Source organism: Spongisporangium articulatum (assembly GCF_044465595.1).
GTDB classification, from domain to species: domain Bacteria; phylum Actinomycetota; class Actinomycetes; order Actinomycetales; family Kineosporiaceae; genus Spongisporangium; species Spongisporangium articulatum.
Genome location: NZ_JBITLV010000002.1, coordinates 534,502 through 551,264, shown reverse-complemented (window position 1 = coordinate 551,264; position 16,763 = coordinate 534,502). Strand labels below are relative to the sequence as shown.

Sequence of the window (16,763 nt, the reverse complement as noted above, 5' to 3'; positions counted from 1 at the left end):
GAGAATGAATGTCATGTTCTCTAAGGGTCGAGTAGCGAGTGTCGTGGGGGGCTGCCTGCTGGTGGCCGGGTGCGGGAGCGGGGGGACGGCGGCGCAGGACGGGAAGCTCGACCTGGTCACGAGCTTCTACCCGCTCCAGTACGTCACGCAGCGGATCGCCGGCGACACGGCCACGGTGGGCAGCCTGACCGCCCCCGGCGCCGAACCGCACGACCTGGAACTCACCCCGAAGGCCGTCGCCCAGGTGGCCGACGCCGACCTGGTGGTCTACCTCGGCGGGTTCCAGCCCTCCGTCGACGAGGCGGCCACCCAGAACGCGGGTGACCACCGGCTCGACGTCGCCGCCGCCGCCCGGCTGGACCGGGCCGACCCCGAGGGTGAGCAGGCCTCCGGCCTCGACCCGCACTTCTGGCTCGACCCGACCCGCCTGTCCGCTGTGGCCACCGACATCGAGCAGCGCCTGGCCGAGGCCGCCCCCGCGCACGCCGCCGTCTACGAGACCAACCTCAAGAGCCTGACCGGCGACCTCGCCGCCCTCGACGCCTCGTTCCGGAAGGGCCTGGCCCACTGCGCGAACCGGGACGTCGTCACCAGCCACGAGGCGTTCGGCTACCTCGCCCAGCGCTACGGGCTGACCCAGGTGGGCATCACCGGCCTGTCCCCCGAGCAGGAACCCGACGCCGCCACGCTGGCGCGGGTCACCACGTTCGTGCGGGAGCACGACGTCCGTACGATCTACTACGAGACGCTGGTCAGCCCGGCCATCGCGCGCACCGTCGCCGCCGAGACCGGGGCCGCGACCGACGTCCTCGACCCGATCGAGGCCGTCACGCCGCAGTCCCGCGGCACGGACTACCTGTCGATCATGGCGTCGAATTTGACCGCACTGCAGAAGGGGCAGTCCTGCTCGTGAGCGAGACCAACCCTCCCCCGATCGAGATCCACGGCCTGGCCGTCGGGTACGACGAGGTGACGATCGTGCGCGACGTCGACCTGACCGTGCGGGCCGGCGAGGTGATCGCGCTGGTCGGGGCGAACGGGTCGGGCAAGTCGACTCTGGTGCGCGGCCTCCTCGGTCTGGCCCGCGTGCAGGCGGGCTCGGTCCGGCTGTTCGGGGTCGAGCAGGAGGCGCACCGCCGCGCCGGGCGCGGCGAGCGGCACCGCATCGGGTACGTCCCCCAGCAACTCACGGTCGGCGGCGGCATCCCGTCGACGGTGGAGGAGGTCGTCGCCTCGGGCCGGCTGGCCCGCCGGCCCTGGTACGTGCGCGGCACGTCGGCCGACCGGGAGGCGGTGGCCCGCGCGATCGACGCCGTCGGGCTGGCCGACCGGGCGCACGCGACCATCGGGCACCTGTCCGGGGGGCAGCAGCGTCGCGGGCTCATCGCCCGGGCGCTGGCCGCCGAGCCCGAGGTCCTGATCATGGACGAGCCGACCGCGGGTGTGGACGCCGAGAGCCAGGTCGCGCTCGGGCGCACCCTCGAGAAGCTGGTCGCCCAGGGTCTGACGATGATCGTCGTGACCCACGAGACCGCACCTCTGGCCGGCGTTCTCACGCGCGTGGTGACGATGTCGGGCGGCCGCGTCGTCGCCGACCGGCCGGCCCACGGGATGACCACGGGGCAACAGGTCACGCGCGACGTCCCCGGGGCGGTGGGTTGATGGAGATCCTGCAGTACGCCTTCATGCAGCGGGCCCTGCTGGCCGCGCTGCTGGTCGGCATCGCCGCCCCCGTGGTCGGCATCTACCTGGTCCAGCGTCGGCTGGCCTTGATCGGTGACGGGATGGGTCACGTGGCCCTGACCGGGGTCGCGATCGGACTGCTCACCGGGACGGCGCCGGTGCTGACCGCGCTCGTCTGCTCGGTGATCGGGGCGGTGGGCATCGAGGTGTTGCGCACGCGCGGGCGGGCCACGGCCGACGTCCTGCTGGCCGTGCTGTTCTACGGCGGCATCGCCGGCGGCGTGGTGCTGATCGGCCTGTCCCCCGACGGGCGGGCCGCCAACCTGAACAGTTACCTGTTCGGGTCGATCACGACCACGTCCGGCTCCGACCTGGTGGTCTTCGCGGTGCTGTCGGCGCTGGTGCTGGCGGTGGCCGTCGGGCTCGCGCCGCGGCTCTTCGCGGTCAGCAACGACGAGGAGTTCGCGCGCGCCGCCGGGTTGAACGTCCTCGGCCTGAACGTGCTGCTCGCCGTGCTCACGGCGACGACCGTCGTGGTCAGCATGCGGGTGGTCGGGCTGCTGCTGATCAGCGCGCTGATGATCATCCCGAACGCGGTGGCGCAGCAGGTGGCGCGCAGTTTCCGCGCCAGCCTGCTGGTCGCGGTCGGCGTCGGGGTCGCGGTCAGCCTCGGCGGGACGACCGCCTCGTACTACCTGGGGACGCCGTCGGGCGGCACGATCGTCCTGCTCGCCGTGGCCGTGTTCGTCGTGGCCGCGGTCGGCGCCTCGTCCCTGCGGGTCGTGCACTCGCGGCACAACCACTCGGCCCGGGCGCACCGGCACGAGCACGGCGCCGACTGCGGGCACGAGCCCGTGGCACACGGCGACCACATCGACTACGTGCACGACGGGCACCTGCACGCGGCCCACGGCGCGCACTACGACGAGCACTGAGGGACGGGAGTGACCGGCATGGAGGCGAAGGCCGACACCAGGCCCACCAAGCGGCGCGAGACCTGGCAGCGGGCAGCGGTGTCGCACGCCCTCGACGGCACGGACGCTTTCGTCAGCGCCCAGCAGTTGCACGCGATGCTGCGTCAGGGCGGCGACTCCGTGGGGCTCGCGACCGTCTACCGGACGCTCCAGCAGCTCGCCGAGGACGGCGAGGTCGACGTCCTGCGCACCGGTGAGGCGGAGCTGATGTACCGCCGGTGCAGCACCGGCCACCACCATCACCTGGTCTGCCGGCACTGCCGCAAGACCGTGGAGGTCGACAGCGCCGCCGTCGAGCGGTGGGCCCGGGGCATCGCGGCCGACAACGGCTTCGTCGAGGTCGACCACGTCGTCGAGGTCCTCGGCACCTGCGCCGACTGCGCCACCCCTACTTCTTCGTGATCATGGAAACTTCTACTCTGCGCTGACCGCGGGCCTTCCGGGCCCGACATCCGGCAGAGTAGAAGTTTCCATGATCACGAACTAGGGGACGCGGCGGATGAGCATGGTCTCGGCGCTGACCCCGGCCGCGTGCACCGGCGTCGCCGTGGCCGCCACGACTGCGGCGATCGCCGTGGTCAGCGGGATCGTCAGCACCAGGCCGATGCCACCGACGATGACCCGGGCGATCTGCTCGGCCACCTCGCCGTTGGCCAGCACCTCCGAGAACGGCTGCCGGTAGAGGTCGATCAGCAGCAGAGTGGGCAGGGCCGCCCCGAGGTAGGCGAAGATCAACGTGTAGAACGTCGAGGCCATGTTGTCGCGGCCGATCCGCAGCGCCCGGCCGAACAGGCCGCTGGCGCTCAGCCCGGGAGCCACGGCGTGCAGCTCCCAGACCGCCGCCACCTGGGCGATGGTCACGTCGTTGAGCACGCCCACGGCCGCCACGACCATCCCGCACAGGATGATGCCGGTCAGCCCGCCCCCGGTGGTCAGCCGGCCGAGCACGTAGTCGTCCTCGGTGGTCAACCCGTTCATGTGCGCCCACGACGTGACGATCCAGGCCAGCATCGCGGTCAGCACCAGCCCGCTGAACGTGCCCAGCCAGGCGACCGTCGTCCGGGTGGAGAACCCGTGCGCGAGGTACAGCAGGGCCGTGACCATCACCGTGCCCGCGACCAGCCCCACCACGAACCCGTTGCCGTCGAGCCGCAACGCGGGCAGCACGAAGTAGATGAGCAGGGCGAACGTGATGGCCAGACCGGCCAGCACCGCCAGGCCGCGCAGCCGGGCCACGGCCACCACGACCGCGACGAAGATCAGGCCGAGGATCAGCAGGGTGCGGGAGCGGTCGTACCCGGTCCACGCGTAGACCGCGGGCTCGCCGTCGGCGGCCGGGTACAGGCTGAGCCGGATCGAGTCGCCGACCCCCAGACCGGCCTTGCTCTCCTGGGTCGGGACGTTGATCGTGACGGGCTTACCGGCCTCGTCCTTCAGGTCGACCGTGGCGGTGACGCAGTTCGCCTGGGCGTCGCCGCCCCCGGTGGCGTCGGGGTCGTCCTCGCTGAGCGCCGAGCAGGGCTTCGTCTCGACCGCGGTCACCGTGGCCGAGTGGAAGGTGACGCCCTGGTAGGCGTCGGTGGGGACGGTCTGCTGCACGGCCTCGTGACTGGGCCACATGAGCGCCATGGCCACGACCGCGACGAACGCGATCGCCGCGACGATCCCCGACAGCACGTACTTCAGCTGCTGCGGGACCTGGAGCTCGGCCTGGGCATCGTTGTCGCCGTACTGCCCCCGGGCGCTCGACAAGGCCCCCGACAGGTGGTCGGGCAGGTGCCCGACCCCGATCGCCTCGGTGTCGGCCCGGTGCCGCCGATGCTCGTTCGTCACAGCGGCCTCCCAGCCTGACGTCAACCCTGCGTGGGGCCCTCCCCGGCCCTCGGCTCCGTCGCCGACGCGGCGTCGAGCGCCCCGCCGTACCGTCGGTCACGCTTGGCGTACTCCTCGATCGCCCGCCACAGCGTCCGCCGGTCGACGTCGGGCCACAGGACGTCGAGGAAGACCATTTCTGCATACGCAGACTGCCAGAGCATGAAGTTCGACGTGCGCTGTTCGCCTGACGTGCGCAGGAACATATCCACGTCGGGCAGGTCGGGCTCGTCGAGGTGGCGCTGGATCGTGCGCTCGTCGATGCGGTCCGGGTCGAGCCGGCCGGCCGCCACCTCACGGCCGATCGAGCGCATCGCATCGGCGATCTCGGCCCGGCCGCCGTAGTTGACGCACATCGTCAGCGTCATCACGTCGTTGTGCCGGGTGAGCTCCTCCGCCTCCTCCAGCTCCCTGATCACCGAACGCCACAGCCGGGGACGGCGCCCGGCCCAGCGCACCCGCACACCCCATGCGTGCATCTCGTCGCGCCGGCGCCGGATCACGTCCCGGTTGAAGCCCATCAGGAACCGGACCTCCTCGGGCGAGCGGCGCCAGTTCTCCGTCGAGAAGGCGTACGCCGAAATGTGTTTCACCCCGGCCTCGATACCGCCGGCGACCACGTCGAGCAGCGACGCCTCGCCCATCTCGTGGCCCCGGGTGCGGGGCAGCCCCCGCTCGTTGGCCCAGCGGCCGTTGCCGTCCATCACGATCGCGACGTGCTGCGGCACCAGCTCGGGCGGCAGCACCGGGGGCCGCTCGCCCGAGGGGTGCGGCGGGGGCGCCACCGGCTCGAGGCGAGGGGCCGGCGCAGGCCGGCGCGACCGTCGTCCGCCCAGCGCCATCAGCCGACACCCCCGGTGGCGAGGTCCGCCGGGGCCGGGCGGGCGTCGTCCCGCTGCCCGTGCCTCTGGTCGGTGAGGTCGATGCTGTCCCGCTCGACCCAGCGCAACGAGCGGACCCGGCGCTCCAGGTGCCACTGCAGGTAGGCGGCGACCAGCCCGCTGGCCTCGCGGCGACGGCGCAGCTCGCTGGCGTCGGCCAGCCCCCAGTCCCCGGACAGCAGGGCGGCCAGCAGCTGCAGCGTCTCGGGGTGGGGCGCGGCCGACCCGGGCGGGCGGCACGACGGGCAGACGACGCCGCCCGCCCCCAGCGCGAACGCGCGGTGCGGGCCCGGCTCGCCGCAGCGGGCGCAGTCGACGAAGCTCGGCGCCCAGCCGGCCACGGCCAGCGAGCGCAGCAGGTAGGCGTCGAGCACGAGCCCGGGTTCGTGGGTGCCCGCCGCGAGCGTGCGCAGGCCGCCCGCCAGCAGGACGAACTGCTGGACGGCTGGCTCCCGCTCGGTCTCGGTCAGCCGTTCCGCGGTCTCGAGCATCGCGGTCGCGGCGGTGTAGCGGGCGTAGTCGGCGGCGATGGCGAGGCCGTACCCGCCGATGGTCTCGGCCTGGGTGACCGTGTCGAGCGAGCGGCCCTCGTACAACTGGACGTCGACCAGCATGAACGGCTCCAGCCGGGCGCCGAAGCGGGACATCGTCTTGCGCACGCCCTTGGCCACCGCACGCACCCGACCCCGCTCGCGGGTGAGCAGGGTGACGATGCGGTCGGCCTCGCCGAGCTTCTGGGTGCGCAGGACGATCGCCTCGTCCCGGTACAGACTCACCCGTCCATTCTGACCCGTGCCGCCGACAACGCGGGCGCCGACACCCGCGTAGCCCGCGCGGGTGCGGTGTGACACCGCGCCCACCCGAGCGCACCGAAGCCGCCGCGCCCGGGTAGGGCGGGCGGCTCCGGACAAGGCTTCGCCACTGGATCGCAGGGCGGGGTACGGCCGGGCAGGGGTGGGCACGGCCGCTCCAGGAAGATCAGCGCGGCGGCCGGATCCCGTGGAGCGGAACTCGACGGAACCCGGCGCCGACGGTGATCTTGACGGGGTTACGGGCGGCCGGCCGCGCGGTTGGCCGCCGACACGACGGCCTTGAGCGAGGCCCGCACGATGTTCGGGTCGACCCCGACGCCCCACAGCACCCGGTCGCCCACGGCGCACTCCACGTACGCCGCCGCGCGGGCGTCGCCGCCGGCGCTCATCGCGTGCTCGGAGTAGTCGAGAACCCGCACCTCGACAGGATTCTCGGGCAGGTTGGCGAGCGCGTCGACGAACGCGGCGATCGGCCCGTTGCCGCGGCCCTGCACGCTGACCGGCGTCCCGCCGTCCACGATCTCGACGTCGAGCACGTCCACCCCGGCGTCCGGGTCGGACGTGTGCCGGATGCCGCGCAGCGCGAACCGGCCCCACGCATGCTCGGGAGTGGGCAGGTACTCGTCGGAGAAGATCTGCCACAGCGCGGCCGGCGGCACCTCGCCGCCCTCGTCGTCCGTGTGCCGCTGGACGACCTGGCTGAACTCGATCTGCAGCCGGCGCGGCAGGTCGAGCTGGTACTCGGTCTTCATCAGGTACGCGACGCCGCCCTTGCCGGACTGGCTGTTCACGCGCACCACGGCCTCGTAGCTGCGCCCGACGTCGTGCGGGTCGATCGGCAGGTAGGGCACCGCCCAGAGGATGTCCTCGACGGTCTTCCCGGCGGCCGCGGCCTTGCGCTCCTGGGCCTCGAAGCCCTTCTTGATCGCGTCCTGGTGGGAGCCGGAGAACGCGGTGTAGACCAGGTCGCCGCCGTAGGGGTGGCGCTCGGGCACCTTCAGCTGGTTGCAGTACTCGACCGTGCGCCGCACCTCGTCGATGTCGGAGAAGTCGATCTGCGGGTCGATGCCCTGGCTGAACAGGTTCATGCCGAGCGTGACGAGGCAGACGTTGCCGGTGCGCTCGCCGTTGCCGAACAGGCAGCCCTCGATCCGGTCGGCACCGGCCAGGTACCCCAGCTCGGCCGCGGCGACCGCCGTCCCCCGGTCGTTGTGCGGGTGCAACGACAGGATGACGTTCTCGCGGTGCGCCAGGTGCCGGTTCATCCACTCGATGGAGTCGGCGTAGACGTTCGGCGTGGCCATCTCGACCGTGGCCGGCAGGTTGATGATCACCTTGCGGTCCGGCGTCGGCTCGAAGACCTCGATGACCTCGTTGCAGATCCGGGCGGCGAACTCCAGCTCGGTGCCGGTGTACGACTCGGGCGAGTACTCGAAGAAGACCTCGGTGCCGACGATCTCGTCGGCCAGCTTCTTCACCAGCCGGGCGCCGTTCAGGGCGATGTCGACGATGCCGTCCTGGTCGGTGTTGAAGACGACCTCGCGCTGCAGCGTGGAGGTCGAGTTGTAGAGGTGGACGACGGCCTGCTTGGCGCCGGCGATCGACTCGAAGGTGCGCTCGATCAGCGCGTCCCGGGCCTGGGTGAGCACCTGGATCACCACGTCGTCGGGGATCAGGTCCTCCTCGATCAGCTCCCGGACGAAGTCGAAGTCCGTCTGGCTGGCCGAGGGGAAGCCGACCTCGATCTCCTTGTAGCCCATGCGCACCAGCAGCTCGAACATGCGCCGCTTGCGCTCGGGGCTCATCGGGTCGATCAGGGCCTGGTTGCCGTCGCGGAGGTCCACGGCGCACCAGCGCGGGGCCTGCTCGATGTGCTTGGCCGGCCACGTCCGGTCGGGCAGCTCGACCGCGAACTGCTCGTGGTAGGGCCGGTACTTGTGGATCGGCATCCCGGAGGGGGTTTGTACGTTCTTCACTGGACTTGCCTCACTTCGTCTGCACGGGCTCGCCCACACTCAGGGGGCGAAAGATCTGGGCCGGCGCGCAGGAACCACCGCGACGAGAAGGCCGACCTACCGGGCCTCGTCGCGGCGACGAAGGAGGAGCTGCGCCAGACGCACGTAAGCAGAGTACAGCACCGGGACTCCGGCGGCTCAGGACGTTCTCAGCCCCGAGGCCGACAATGATCGGTGTGTACCAGTTCGTGCAGAGCTTCGGCGGTCAGGTCCTCATCGAGGTCTGCATCGTGGTGGCCGCCTGCGCGCTCGCCTGGCAGGTCCGGCTCAGCCGCGCCTTCCCGTACGGCCTCGACCCGGCGCCCACGGTGCTCGCGCTCGGTTCCGGGCTGGCGATCGCCGTGGCCACGCTGACCCCCCGCTCGAACGCCCGCAGCCCCGGGTACCTGCAGACCGAGCCGCTGGCCACGATCCGGCTCTACAAGTGGGACTCGCTGGAGTCCTTCGTCATCTACGCCGGCGGGAACGTGGCCCTGTTCGTCCCGCTCGGGTTCTTCCTCTACCTCAGTCTGCGCGAGCTGATGTCCGGCGCCGCGTTCCTGGTCGCCGTCCTGCTCAGCGGCGGCGCCTCGATGACCGTCGAGATCCTCCAGCTGCCCATCTGGAGCCGCAGTACGGATGTGGACGACGTGATCCTGAACACCCTCGGCGGCGTGACCGGCGCCGCGCTGGCCCTCGGCGCCGTGTACCTCCTGCGCCGCTACGGCTACCTCGGCCGCCCGCCCGCCGCCCGGGCCGAACCCCCGCGGCAGTACTCCTACCTGGCGGTTCGCCCGGAACGGCTGGCGTCCGGGGCACCGGAGGAGCCGAAGAGCCGCAGGGACGACGCCGGGCCCGCCTGAGCGGCGGGCGTCGCCTGCGGTTCGGCTCGGCCCCGTAGTTTTGGGGTGTGGCCCGCAGCGTGTACGTCGCCTCCGTCGAGGGGCACTCCGGCAAGTCGATCGTCGCGCTCGGGCTGCTGACCCTGCTCAGCCGCCAGGTCCGGCACGTCGGCGTGTTCCGGCCGATCACCCGCAGCAGCTCCGAACCCGACTACGTGCTGCAGCTGCTGCTCGAGCACGCCACCGCCGAGCAGGCCTACGACGACGCCGTGGGCGTCAGCTACGACGACGTGCACGACGATGCGGACGCCGCGCTGGCCCGGATCGTCGAGCGGTACAAGGCCGTGGAGGCCGCCTGCGACGCGGTGGTCGTGGTCGGCTCCGACTACACCGACGTGAGCACCCCGACCGAGCTGTCGTTCAACGCCCGGGTCGCCGCCAACCTCGGGACGCCGGTCGTGCTGGTGCTCAGCGGGCGCGACCCCGCGGGCCGCGGCTACCTCGGCCAGGCCGAACCGCGGGTCCCGCACGACGTGGCCGCGGTGGCGGAGGCGGCCGGCCGCGAGCTGGTGGCCGCGCACGCCCAGGTGCTGGCGGTCGTCGTCAACCGGGCCGACCCCGCGTCGATCCCCGACACCGTGGCCGAGGTGGGCTCGACCGCCGAGGCCGCGACCGGCGTCCGGCTGCCTGTGTGGGCCGTCCCGGAGGACCCGTACCTGGTCGCCCCCGGGTTCTCCACCCTGGTCGGGGCGGTCGACGGCGAGCTCGCGTTCGGCGACGAATCGCTGCTGGGCCGGGAGGCGCTGGGCGTGGTGGTGGCCGCCATGTCGGTGGAGCACGTGCTGCCGCGGCTGACGGAGGGCGCCGTCGTGGTGGTTCCCGGCGACCGGCCCGACGTCGTCCTGGCGGTGATGCTGGCCAGCGCGTCGGGCACGTACCCGTCGCTGACCGGGATCATCCTGAACGGCGGTCTCGACCTGGCCGAGCCCGTGCGGCAACTCATCGCCGGCCTGAAGGTCCGGCTGCCGATCGTGCGCAGCCCGCTGGACACCTTCGAGACGACCGCCCGGGTGATCGCGTCACGCGGGCGGCTGGCCGCCGAGTCGCCCCGCAAGTTCGACACGGCGCTGGCCCTGTTCGAGGCCGCCGTCGACGCGGAGCAGCTGCTCGACCGGCTCGACCTGAGCGCGACGGACGTCGTCACGCCCCTGATGTTCGAGCACCTGCTGACCGAGCGGGCCCGGGCCGCGGACAAACACGTCGTGCTGCCCGAGGGCGAGGACGACCGGGTGCTGCGGGCGGCGGCCACGGTGCTGTCCCGGCGGATCGCGCGGCTGACCATCCTCGGGGACGAGGACCGGGTGCGGGCCCGGGCCTCGCGCCTGGGGGTGGACATCTCGGCGGCCGCGGTGGTCTCGCCGTACGACGAGGACCTGCGCGCCCGGTTCGCCGACGAGTACGCGAAACTGCGCGCCCACCGCGGCGTCACGCCCGAGGCGGCCTACGACGTGGTACCCGACGTCTCGTACTTCGGCACGATGATGGTGCATCTCGGCATGGTCGACGGGATGGTGTCGGGGGCCGCGCACACCACCGCGCACACGATCCGGCCGGCGTTCGAGATCGTCGGCCGCGCCGACGGGGTGTCGGTCGTGTCGAGCGTGTTCCTGATGGCCCTGGCCGACCGGGTGCTCGTGTACGGCGACTGCGCGGTGGTGCCCGACCCGGACGCCGAGCAGCTGGCCACCATCGCGATCTCCTCGGCGGCCACGGCCGCCCAGTTCGGCATCGACCCGCGGGTGGCGATGCTCTCCTACTCGACGGGCGACTCCGGCAGCGGAGCGGACGTCGACAAGGTCCGGGAGGCAACCGCTCTCGTGAAGTCGAGACGGCCCGACCTCATCGTCGAGGGGCCGATGCAGTACGACGCGGCCGCCGACCCCGAGGTCGGCGAGAGCAAGCTGCCCGGTTCGCCGGTGGCCGGGCGGGCCACGGTGTTCGTGTTCCCCGACCTGAACACGGGCAACAACACGTACAAGGCGGTGCAACGCTCGGCGGGCGCGTTGGCCATCGGCCCGGTGCTGCAGGGGTTGCGCCGGCCGGTGAACGACCTGTCCCGCGGGACGACGGTCCGGGACATCGTGAACACGGTCGCGATCACGGCGGTGCAGGCCGATGCCTGAGGTTCTCGTCCTCAACAGCGGGTCGTCGTCGCTGAAGTACCGGCTGATCGCGATGCCTTCGGAGCAGGTGCTCGCGTCAGGGCTGGTGGAGCGGATCGGCTCGGACGAGGTGCCCGACCACGCGGCGGCCCTGGACCAGGTGCTGCGCGAGGTGCCCGACCTGGCCCCCGAGGCCGTCGGGCACCGGATCGTGCACGGTGGCGAGCGGTTTCGGGCCCCGACCCTGGTGGACGACGACGTGCTGGCCGGGATCGATGAGCTCGCCGAGCTCGCTCCGCTGCACAACCCGCCGGCCGCCGTCGGCATCCGCGCGGCGCGTACGGCCTTCCCGGACGTGCCGCAGGTCGCCGTGTTCGACACCGCCTTCCACGCGACGATCCCCGACGAGGCGTCGACCTACGCGATCGACGCCTCCGTGGCCGAGCGGTTCGGGGTGCGGCGGTACGGGTTCCACGGGACGTCGCACGAGTACGTGTCCGAGGTGGCCGCCGCGTTCCTGGGGTCGCCCGCCGCGCGGCTGATCGTGCTGCACCTCGGGAACGGGGCGTCGGCGTGCGCGGTGCGGGACGGCCGGTCGGTGGCCACGTCGATGGGGCTGACGCCGATGGAGGGGCTCGTGATGGGCACCCGGGGCGGTGATCTCGACCCCGGCGCGGTGCTGCACCTGTTGCGCCAGGGGATGTCTCTGGACGAGGTCGACACCCTGCTGAACAAGCGCAGCGGGCTCCTCGGGTTGACCGGGCACGCCGACATGCGGGACGTGCAGACCGCGGCCGCAGACGGTGATGCAGCCGCGGGGCTCGCGCTCGACGTCTACGCGCACCGGGTGCAGCAGTACATCGGCGGCTACCTGGCCCTGCTCGGTGGCCTCGACGTCCTGGTCTTCACTGCGGGCGTCGGCGAGAACAGTGCGGAGGTACGCGCTTCCGCGGTCGAGGGGCTGGAGCACCTGGGCATCGCACTCGACCCGGCCCGCAACACGTCGGGTTCGGGGCCGCGCGTGATCTCGCGGGACGGTTCACCGGTGACGGTGCTCGTCGTCCCGACGGACGAGGAGCTCCAGATCGCCCGCCACTGCCTCCCCCACCTCTCCTCGTGATCATGGAAAGTTCTACTCTGCGCCTCCAGTAGAACTTTCCATGATCACGAGAAGGGGGGATGGGGTCACGGGGTGGGGTCGGCGGCGTCGTAGCGGGCGAAGCCCGGTTGGAACCTCGCCAGCAGGAGCACCACGACGACGCAGGCCAGGCCGCCGGCGATCGCGGCCACCGTCTCGGCGCTGACGTCGGCCACGGCGCCGAGCAGCAGGTCGCCCAGCCGCGGGCCACCGGCCACCACCACGAAGAAGACGCCCTGCAACCGGCCGCGCATCGCGTCGGGGGTCGCGGTCTGCAGGATCGTGTTCCGGAACACCCCGGAGACCGCGTCGGCGGCCCCGGCGCAAGCGAGAACGAAGGCCGCGGGCCAGATCCACCAGCGCATGCCACCGTCGGCGTCCGGGCCCGGCGAGGCCGCGACGACCACCCCGAACAACGCGATCAACGCCCCCCACGCCAGCACGGACATCAGGACCGCCACCCCCTGGCGCCGCACGTGCCCGAGCGGGCCGGAGAAGAGCCCGGCGAGGGTCGTCCCGACCGCCACCCCGGCCGACAGGATGCCCACGGTCGTCGCCCCACCCCCGAGCCTGGTCGCGGCCAAGGCCGGGAACAGCACGCGCGGCATGGCCAGCGCCATCGCGGCGATGTCCACGAGGAACGTCATCCGCACGTTGGGCCGGGTGCCGAGATACGCGAAACCCTCCAGCACGGAACGGATCCCGGACCGGCTGACCTCGCCCTCGGGCGGCAGCGACGGCAGGGCCACGAGCGTGGTCAGCGCGAACACCAGCAGCACGGCCTCGACGGCGTAGGCGCCTCCGAACCCCACCCAGGCCACCAGCAGGCCGGCCAGCAGCGGGCCGAGCGTGAAGCTCACGCCCATCGACACGCTGTTCAGCGCGTTGGCCGCCGGCAGCAGCTCACGCCCGATCAGCCGCGGCGTGATGGTGGCCCGGGCCGAGGAGTTGACCGGGTAGAAGACGTTCTGTACCGACACCAGCCCGTACAACAACCACACGTGGTCGACGTGGGCCACCGCCTGCACCGTGAAAGCGACCGCGCAGAGCAGGATCCCGGACGCCGTCGTGATGATGACCCGGCGCCGGTCGAGCGCGTCGATCACCGAGCCGCCGTACAACCCGGCCGCGATCAGGGGCACCAGCGCGAACAGCCCCACGAGGCCGACCTTGAACGTCGACCGGGTCAGGTCGTACACCTGCAGCCCGACGGCGACGGTGGTCAACTGCGCGCCGATCCCCGACAGCGACAGCCCGAACCACATCCGCCGGTACGCGGGGTTGACCCGCAGCGGGGTCAGGTCGGCCAGCAGCCGACGGGCCGGCCGGTCGGAGGCAGCGGCCACTCAGAACCCCAGCCGCTGCATCTGCTTCGGGTCCCGCTGCCAGTCCTTGGCGACCTTCACCCGCAGGTCCAGGTGCACGCGGGTGCCGAGCAACCGCTGGATCTCCTGCCGGGCGTTCGTGCCCACCTCGCGCAGCCGCGAGCCGCCCCGGCCGATGATGATCGCCTTCTGGCTGTCCCGTTCGACGAACAGCTGCACCCGGACGTCGAGCAGCGGGTCGTCGTCCGGCCGGTCCTCGCGCGGGACGATCTCGTCCACGACCACGGCGAGCGAGTGCGGCAGTTCGTCGCGCACACCCTCGAGGGCGGCCTCACGCACCAGCTCCGCGATCATCACCGACTCGGGCTCGTCGGTGAGCTCGCCCTCCGGGTACAGCGCCGGCCCGGGCGGCAGGTGCCCGACCAGGACGTCGGTGAGCACGTCGACCTGGAACCCGTCCTGCGCCGAGACGGGCACGATGTCGGCCGCGAACGGACACGCGTCCTGCACGTCCATCAGGTGCTCGGCCACCCGGGCGCGGGGCACCTTGTCCGTCTTGGTCACGATCGCCACGACGGGTGTGCGCCGCACGTCGGCCAGCTCGCGGGCGATGAACTTGTCGCCGGGGCCGAGCTTCTCGTCGGCGGGCAGGCAGAAACCGATCACGTCGACCTCGAGCAGCGTCTCGCGCACCAGGTCGTTCAGCCGCTCGCCGAGCAGGGTGCGCGGGCGGTGCAGGCCGGGCGTGTCGACGAGCACCAGCTGCGCGTCCGGCCGGTGCACGATGCCGCGGATGGTGTGCCGCGTGGTCTGCGGCCGCGACGAGGTGATCGCGACCTTCTCCCCCACCAGAGCGTTGGTGAGGGTCGACTTGCCGGCGTTGGGCCGCCCCACGAAACACGCGAAGCCGGAACGGAATTCGTCAGTCACAGGTTCTCCATCGGATGCGTCACGGCTCGCCCGCCCGCGCGCACCAGCCTCTCCACGACCGCGCCGGCGCTGGCCTCGCTCAGCCCTTCGACGACGATCGCCGGGGCATCCTTGACCACCGCCACGGCCGCCTCCAGGTCCAGCGTCGAGACTCGGCGCAGCTCCCGGACCACGAGCAGCGGCTGCGCGCCCGGCAACTGCAGGACCACGCGGAACTCACCGGGCTCGGTGTAGACGGCCTTGGGGCCCCGGTTGAACAGCTTCACCGCCGGCTCCTCTCGTGCTCGCGCTGGTCACGCTCACGCGCCTCGCGTTCCTCGAGCTCCGCCTCGGGCAGCCGCCGGACCAGCACGGTGGCCAGGTGGTGCCGGCGCCCCTCGAACCGTTCGGCGGTCAGCTCCAGCCCGGCCACCTCGGCCTTCGACCCCGTGATCGGCACGCGCCCGATGGCTTTCGAGAGCAGCCCGCCCACGGTGTCGACCTCCTCGTCGTCCAGCTCGACCCCGACGACCTCCCCGAGGTCGGCGATGTGCAGCCGCGAGCTGACCCGCCAGGTCCCGTCGTCCAGCTGCTCGTGCTCGGGGGTGTCGGTGTCGTACTCGTCGGCGATCTCACCGACGATCTCCTCGAGGATGTCCTCGATGGTGACCAGACCGGCGGTGCCGCCGTACTCGTCGACGACGACGGCGGCGTGCCCGGCGTGCTGCATCTCGCGCAGCAGGGCGTCTGCGGGTTTGCTGTCCGGCACGAAGACCGGCCTGCGCATGATGGTTTCGACTGGCGTCTCCCCCGCTTCGGGGTGCTCGTGCAGCCGGCGCGCGACGTCCTTCAGATAGAGGATGCCCACGATGTCGTCGTTGCCCTCACCAGCCACGGGCACCCGGGAGAACCCGGACCGCAGGAACAGGGACATCGCGCTGTGCAGCGGAGTCTCGTGGTCGACGCTGACGACGTCGGTGCGCGGCACCATGACCTCGCGGGTCAGGGTGTCGCCGAGGTCGATGACCGAGTGGATCATCTTGCGCTCGTCGGCCTCCAGCAGCTCGTTCTCGCCGGCCCGGTCCACGATGTGGCGCAGTTCGGCCTCCGAGGCGAACGGGCCGTACCGGCGGCCGCGGCCCGGGGTGAGCATGTTGCCGACCCCGACCAGCAGCTGCGCGAGCGGCCCGAGCACGCTGGTCAGGGCGCTCAGTCCGGGGGCGGCGCGCAGCGCGATGCCCTCGGCGTACTGCTGCCCCAGCGTGCGCGGGCCCACACCGACGGCGACGAACGACACGGCCGCCATCACCGCGGTCGCGACCAGCCCGGCCCGCCAGCCGGTGCCGAAGATCTGGATCATGATCATCACGACGCTGACCGCGGCGCCCGACTCGGACGAGACCCGCAGGAGCGTGGCCACCGACAGCACGGGGGCCGGGTCCTCGGCGACCCGGGCCAGGGCGGCGGCGCCGGGACGGCGGGCCGCGGCGAGTTCCGCGGCGTGCGTGCGCCCGATCCGGGACAGCGCCGCCTCCGACGCGGCGGCCAGCCCGGCGAGGACGGTCAGCGCGACCGCCAGCAGGATCAGTTGGGTCACGACCCGGAACCCGGATCCGTGCCCGCGCGCGGGGCGTGCGACCCGGTGGTCGGTTCCGGCGCCTTGATCGCCGGACGGCCCTGCTCGGCCAGGAACGTCAGGAGCAGCTTGCGCTGCAGCGCGAACATCTCCCTCTCCTCCTCCGGCTCGGCGTGATCGAACCCGAGCAGGTGCAGGATGCCGTGCGTCGTCAGCAGGAGCAGCTCCTCCTCGGTGGAGTGCCCGGCCTTGCGGGCCTGCTGCTTGGCGACGGCCGGGCAGAGCACGATGTCGCCGAGCAGGCCGGGCTGCGGTTCGTCGCCGTCCTTGCCGGGGCGCAGCTCGTCCATGGGGAAACTGAGCACGTCGGTCGGGCCGGGCTCGTCCATCCACTGGATGTGCAGCTGCTCCATGGCGCCCTCGTCGACCAGCATGACCGACAGCTCCGCCTGCGGGTGCACGCGCATGGCGGCGATCACGTGCGTGGCCAGGGCGGAGATCTCGGCCTCGTCGACCTCGACCCCGCTCTCGTTGTTGACCTCGATGCTCACGCCGAGCATTGTCGCGCATCCGGCGGCCTGCGCTCGCCGCGGCA

The 16,763-nt window shown here is 72.2% G+C and carries 16 protein-coding genes; 7 read left to right on the top strand and 9 right to left on the bottom strand.

All coding sequences use genetic code 11. The features are described 5' to 3' along the window. Positions 1-13 precede the first annotated feature (13 nt). Genes ACIB24_RS08765 through ACIB24_RS08750 form a run of 4 tightly spaced genes read left to right on the top strand, consistent with a single transcriptional unit; the run spans position 14 to position 3,059 of the window. Positions 14-913, top strand: a complete 900-nt coding sequence (locus ACIB24_RS08765) for a metal ABC transporter substrate-binding protein (protein WP_398278214.1) — start codon at positions 14-16, stop codon at positions 911-913. After that, on the top strand, positions 910-1,662 hold the full coding sequence (locus ACIB24_RS08760; RefSeq protein WP_398278211.1) for a metal ABC transporter ATP-binding protein: 753 nt from the start codon (positions 910-912) through the stop codon (positions 1,660-1,662). Before ACIB24_RS08765 ends, ACIB24_RS08760 begins: the two co-directional genes overlap by 4 nt. Then, the gene (locus ACIB24_RS08755; protein WP_398278209.1) at positions 1,662-2,618 is read left to right on the top strand and encodes a metal ABC transporter permease; all 957 of its coding nucleotides are present in this window, start codon (positions 1,662-1,664) and stop codon (positions 2,616-2,618) included. The genes ACIB24_RS08760 and ACIB24_RS08755 overlap by 1 nt, the downstream gene beginning before the upstream one ends. An 18-nt stretch (positions 2,619-2,636) precedes the next feature. Beyond that, positions 2,637-3,059 carry a Fur family transcriptional regulator gene (locus ACIB24_RS08750; RefSeq protein WP_398278206.1) on the top strand — a complete coding sequence of 141 codons (423 nt, stop codon included), beginning with the start codon at positions 2,637-2,639 and terminating at the stop codon, positions 3,057-3,059. Positions 3,060-3,140: 81 nt separating this feature from the next. On the opposite strand, the gene ACIB24_RS08745 is transcribed toward ACIB24_RS08750, so the two are convergent. The 4 genes from ACIB24_RS08745 to leuA all read right to left on the bottom strand — a co-directional run bounded on the left by ACIB24_RS08745 (position 3,141) and on the right by leuA (position 8,171). Beyond that, positions 3,141-4,490, bottom strand: a complete 1,350-nt coding sequence (locus ACIB24_RS08745; RefSeq protein ID WP_398278204.1) for a YibE/F family protein — start codon at positions 4,488-4,490, stop codon at positions 3,141-3,143. Positions 4,491-4,510: 20 nt separating this feature from the next. After that, on the bottom strand, positions 4,511-5,371 hold the full coding sequence (locus ACIB24_RS08740) for an isoprenyl transferase (protein WP_398278201.1): 861 nt from the start codon (positions 5,369-5,371) through the stop codon (positions 4,511-4,513). Beyond that, positions 5,371-6,186, bottom strand: a complete 816-nt coding sequence (recO, locus tag ACIB24_RS08735) for a DNA repair protein RecO (RefSeq protein WP_398278198.1) — start codon at positions 6,184-6,186, stop codon at positions 5,371-5,373. Before recO ends, ACIB24_RS08740 begins: the two co-directional genes overlap by 1 nt. Positions 6,187-6,458: 272 nt before the next feature. After that, entirely contained in the window at positions 6,459-8,171 is a 1,713-nt protein-coding gene (leuA, locus tag ACIB24_RS08730; protein WP_398278195.1) for a 2-isopropylmalate synthase, read from the bottom strand. Positions 8,172-8,413: 242 nt separating this feature from the next. Between leuA and ACIB24_RS08725 the strand changes: the two genes are divergently transcribed. From ACIB24_RS08725 to ACIB24_RS08715, 3 genes are read left to right on the top strand one after another with little or no spacing between them, the layout of a single operon-like run. Further along, on the top strand, positions 8,414-9,079 hold the full coding sequence (locus ACIB24_RS08725) for a VanZ family protein (protein ID WP_398278193.1): 666 nt from the start codon (positions 8,414-8,416) through the stop codon (positions 9,077-9,079). A 47-nt stretch (positions 9,080-9,126) separates the two neighbouring features. Beyond that, on the top strand, positions 9,127-11,241 hold the full coding sequence (pta, locus tag ACIB24_RS08720; RefSeq protein WP_398278190.1) for a phosphate acetyltransferase: 2,115 nt from the start codon (positions 9,127-9,129) through the stop codon (positions 11,239-11,241). Further along, positions 11,234-12,340, top strand: a complete 1,107-nt coding sequence (locus tag ACIB24_RS08715) for an acetate/propionate family kinase (protein WP_398278187.1) — start codon at positions 11,234-11,236, stop codon at positions 12,338-12,340. Before pta ends, ACIB24_RS08715 begins: the two co-directional genes overlap by 8 nt. Positions 12,341-12,405: 65 nt before the next feature. On the opposite strand, the gene ACIB24_RS08710 is transcribed toward ACIB24_RS08715, so the two are convergent. Genes ACIB24_RS08710 through ybeY form a run of 5 tightly spaced genes read right to left on the bottom strand, consistent with a single transcriptional unit; the run spans position 12,406 to position 16,719 of the window. Beyond that, a complete protein-coding gene (locus tag ACIB24_RS08710) occupies positions 12,406-13,704 on the bottom strand; it encodes an MFS transporter (protein ID WP_398278184.1) in 1,299 nt (432 codons plus the stop codon). Then, positions 13,705-14,613, bottom strand: coding sequence for a GTPase Era (gene era, locus ACIB24_RS08705; RefSeq protein ID WP_398278181.1), 909 nt, complete (start codon positions 14,611-14,613; stop codon positions 13,705-13,707). Next, a complete protein-coding gene (locus ACIB24_RS08700) occupies positions 14,610-14,879 on the bottom strand; it encodes a ribosomal protein L7/L12 (RefSeq protein WP_398278178.1) in 270 nt (89 codons plus the stop codon). The genes era and ACIB24_RS08700 overlap by 4 nt, the downstream gene beginning before the upstream one ends. Continuing rightward, positions 14,876-16,189, bottom strand: a complete 1,314-nt coding sequence (locus ACIB24_RS08695; RefSeq protein ID WP_398278176.1) for a hemolysin family protein — start codon at positions 16,187-16,189, stop codon at positions 14,876-14,878. Before ACIB24_RS08695 ends, ACIB24_RS08700 begins: the two co-directional genes overlap by 4 nt. Beyond that, a complete protein-coding gene (ybeY, locus tag ACIB24_RS08690; protein ID WP_398278173.1) occupies positions 16,186-16,719 on the bottom strand; it encodes an rRNA maturation RNase YbeY in 534 nt (177 codons plus the stop codon). The genes ACIB24_RS08695 and ybeY overlap by 4 nt, the downstream gene beginning before the upstream one ends. Positions 16,720-16,763: the final 44 nt, after the last annotated feature.

What these genes read in the sequence shown, in the direction of transcription:
- ACIB24_RS08765 (WP_398278214.1), top strand. Translation starts at nt 14, where the DNA reads ATGTTCTCTAAGGGTCGAGTAGCGAGTGTCGTGGGGGGCTGCCTGCTG.
- ACIB24_RS08755 (WP_398278209.1), top strand. Translation starts at nt 1,662, where the DNA reads ATGGAGATCCTGCAGTACGCCTTCATGCAGCGGGCCCTGCTGGCCGCG.
- ACIB24_RS08750 (WP_398278206.1), top strand. Translation starts at nt 2,637, where the DNA reads ATGGAGGCGAAGGCCGACACCAGGCCCACCAAGCGGCGCGAGACCTGG.
- ACIB24_RS08740 (WP_398278201.1), bottom strand. Translation starts at nt 5,371, where the DNA reads ATGGCGCTGGGCGGACGACGGTCGCGCCGGCCTGCGCCGGCCCCTCGC.
- leuA (WP_398278195.1), bottom strand. Translation starts at nt 8,171, where the DNA reads ATGCCGATCCACAAGTACCGGCCCTACCACGAGCAGTTCGCGGTCGAG.
- ACIB24_RS08715 (WP_398278187.1), top strand. Translation starts at nt 11,234, where the DNA reads ATGCCTGAGGTTCTCGTCCTCAACAGCGGGTCGTCGTCGCTGAAGTAC.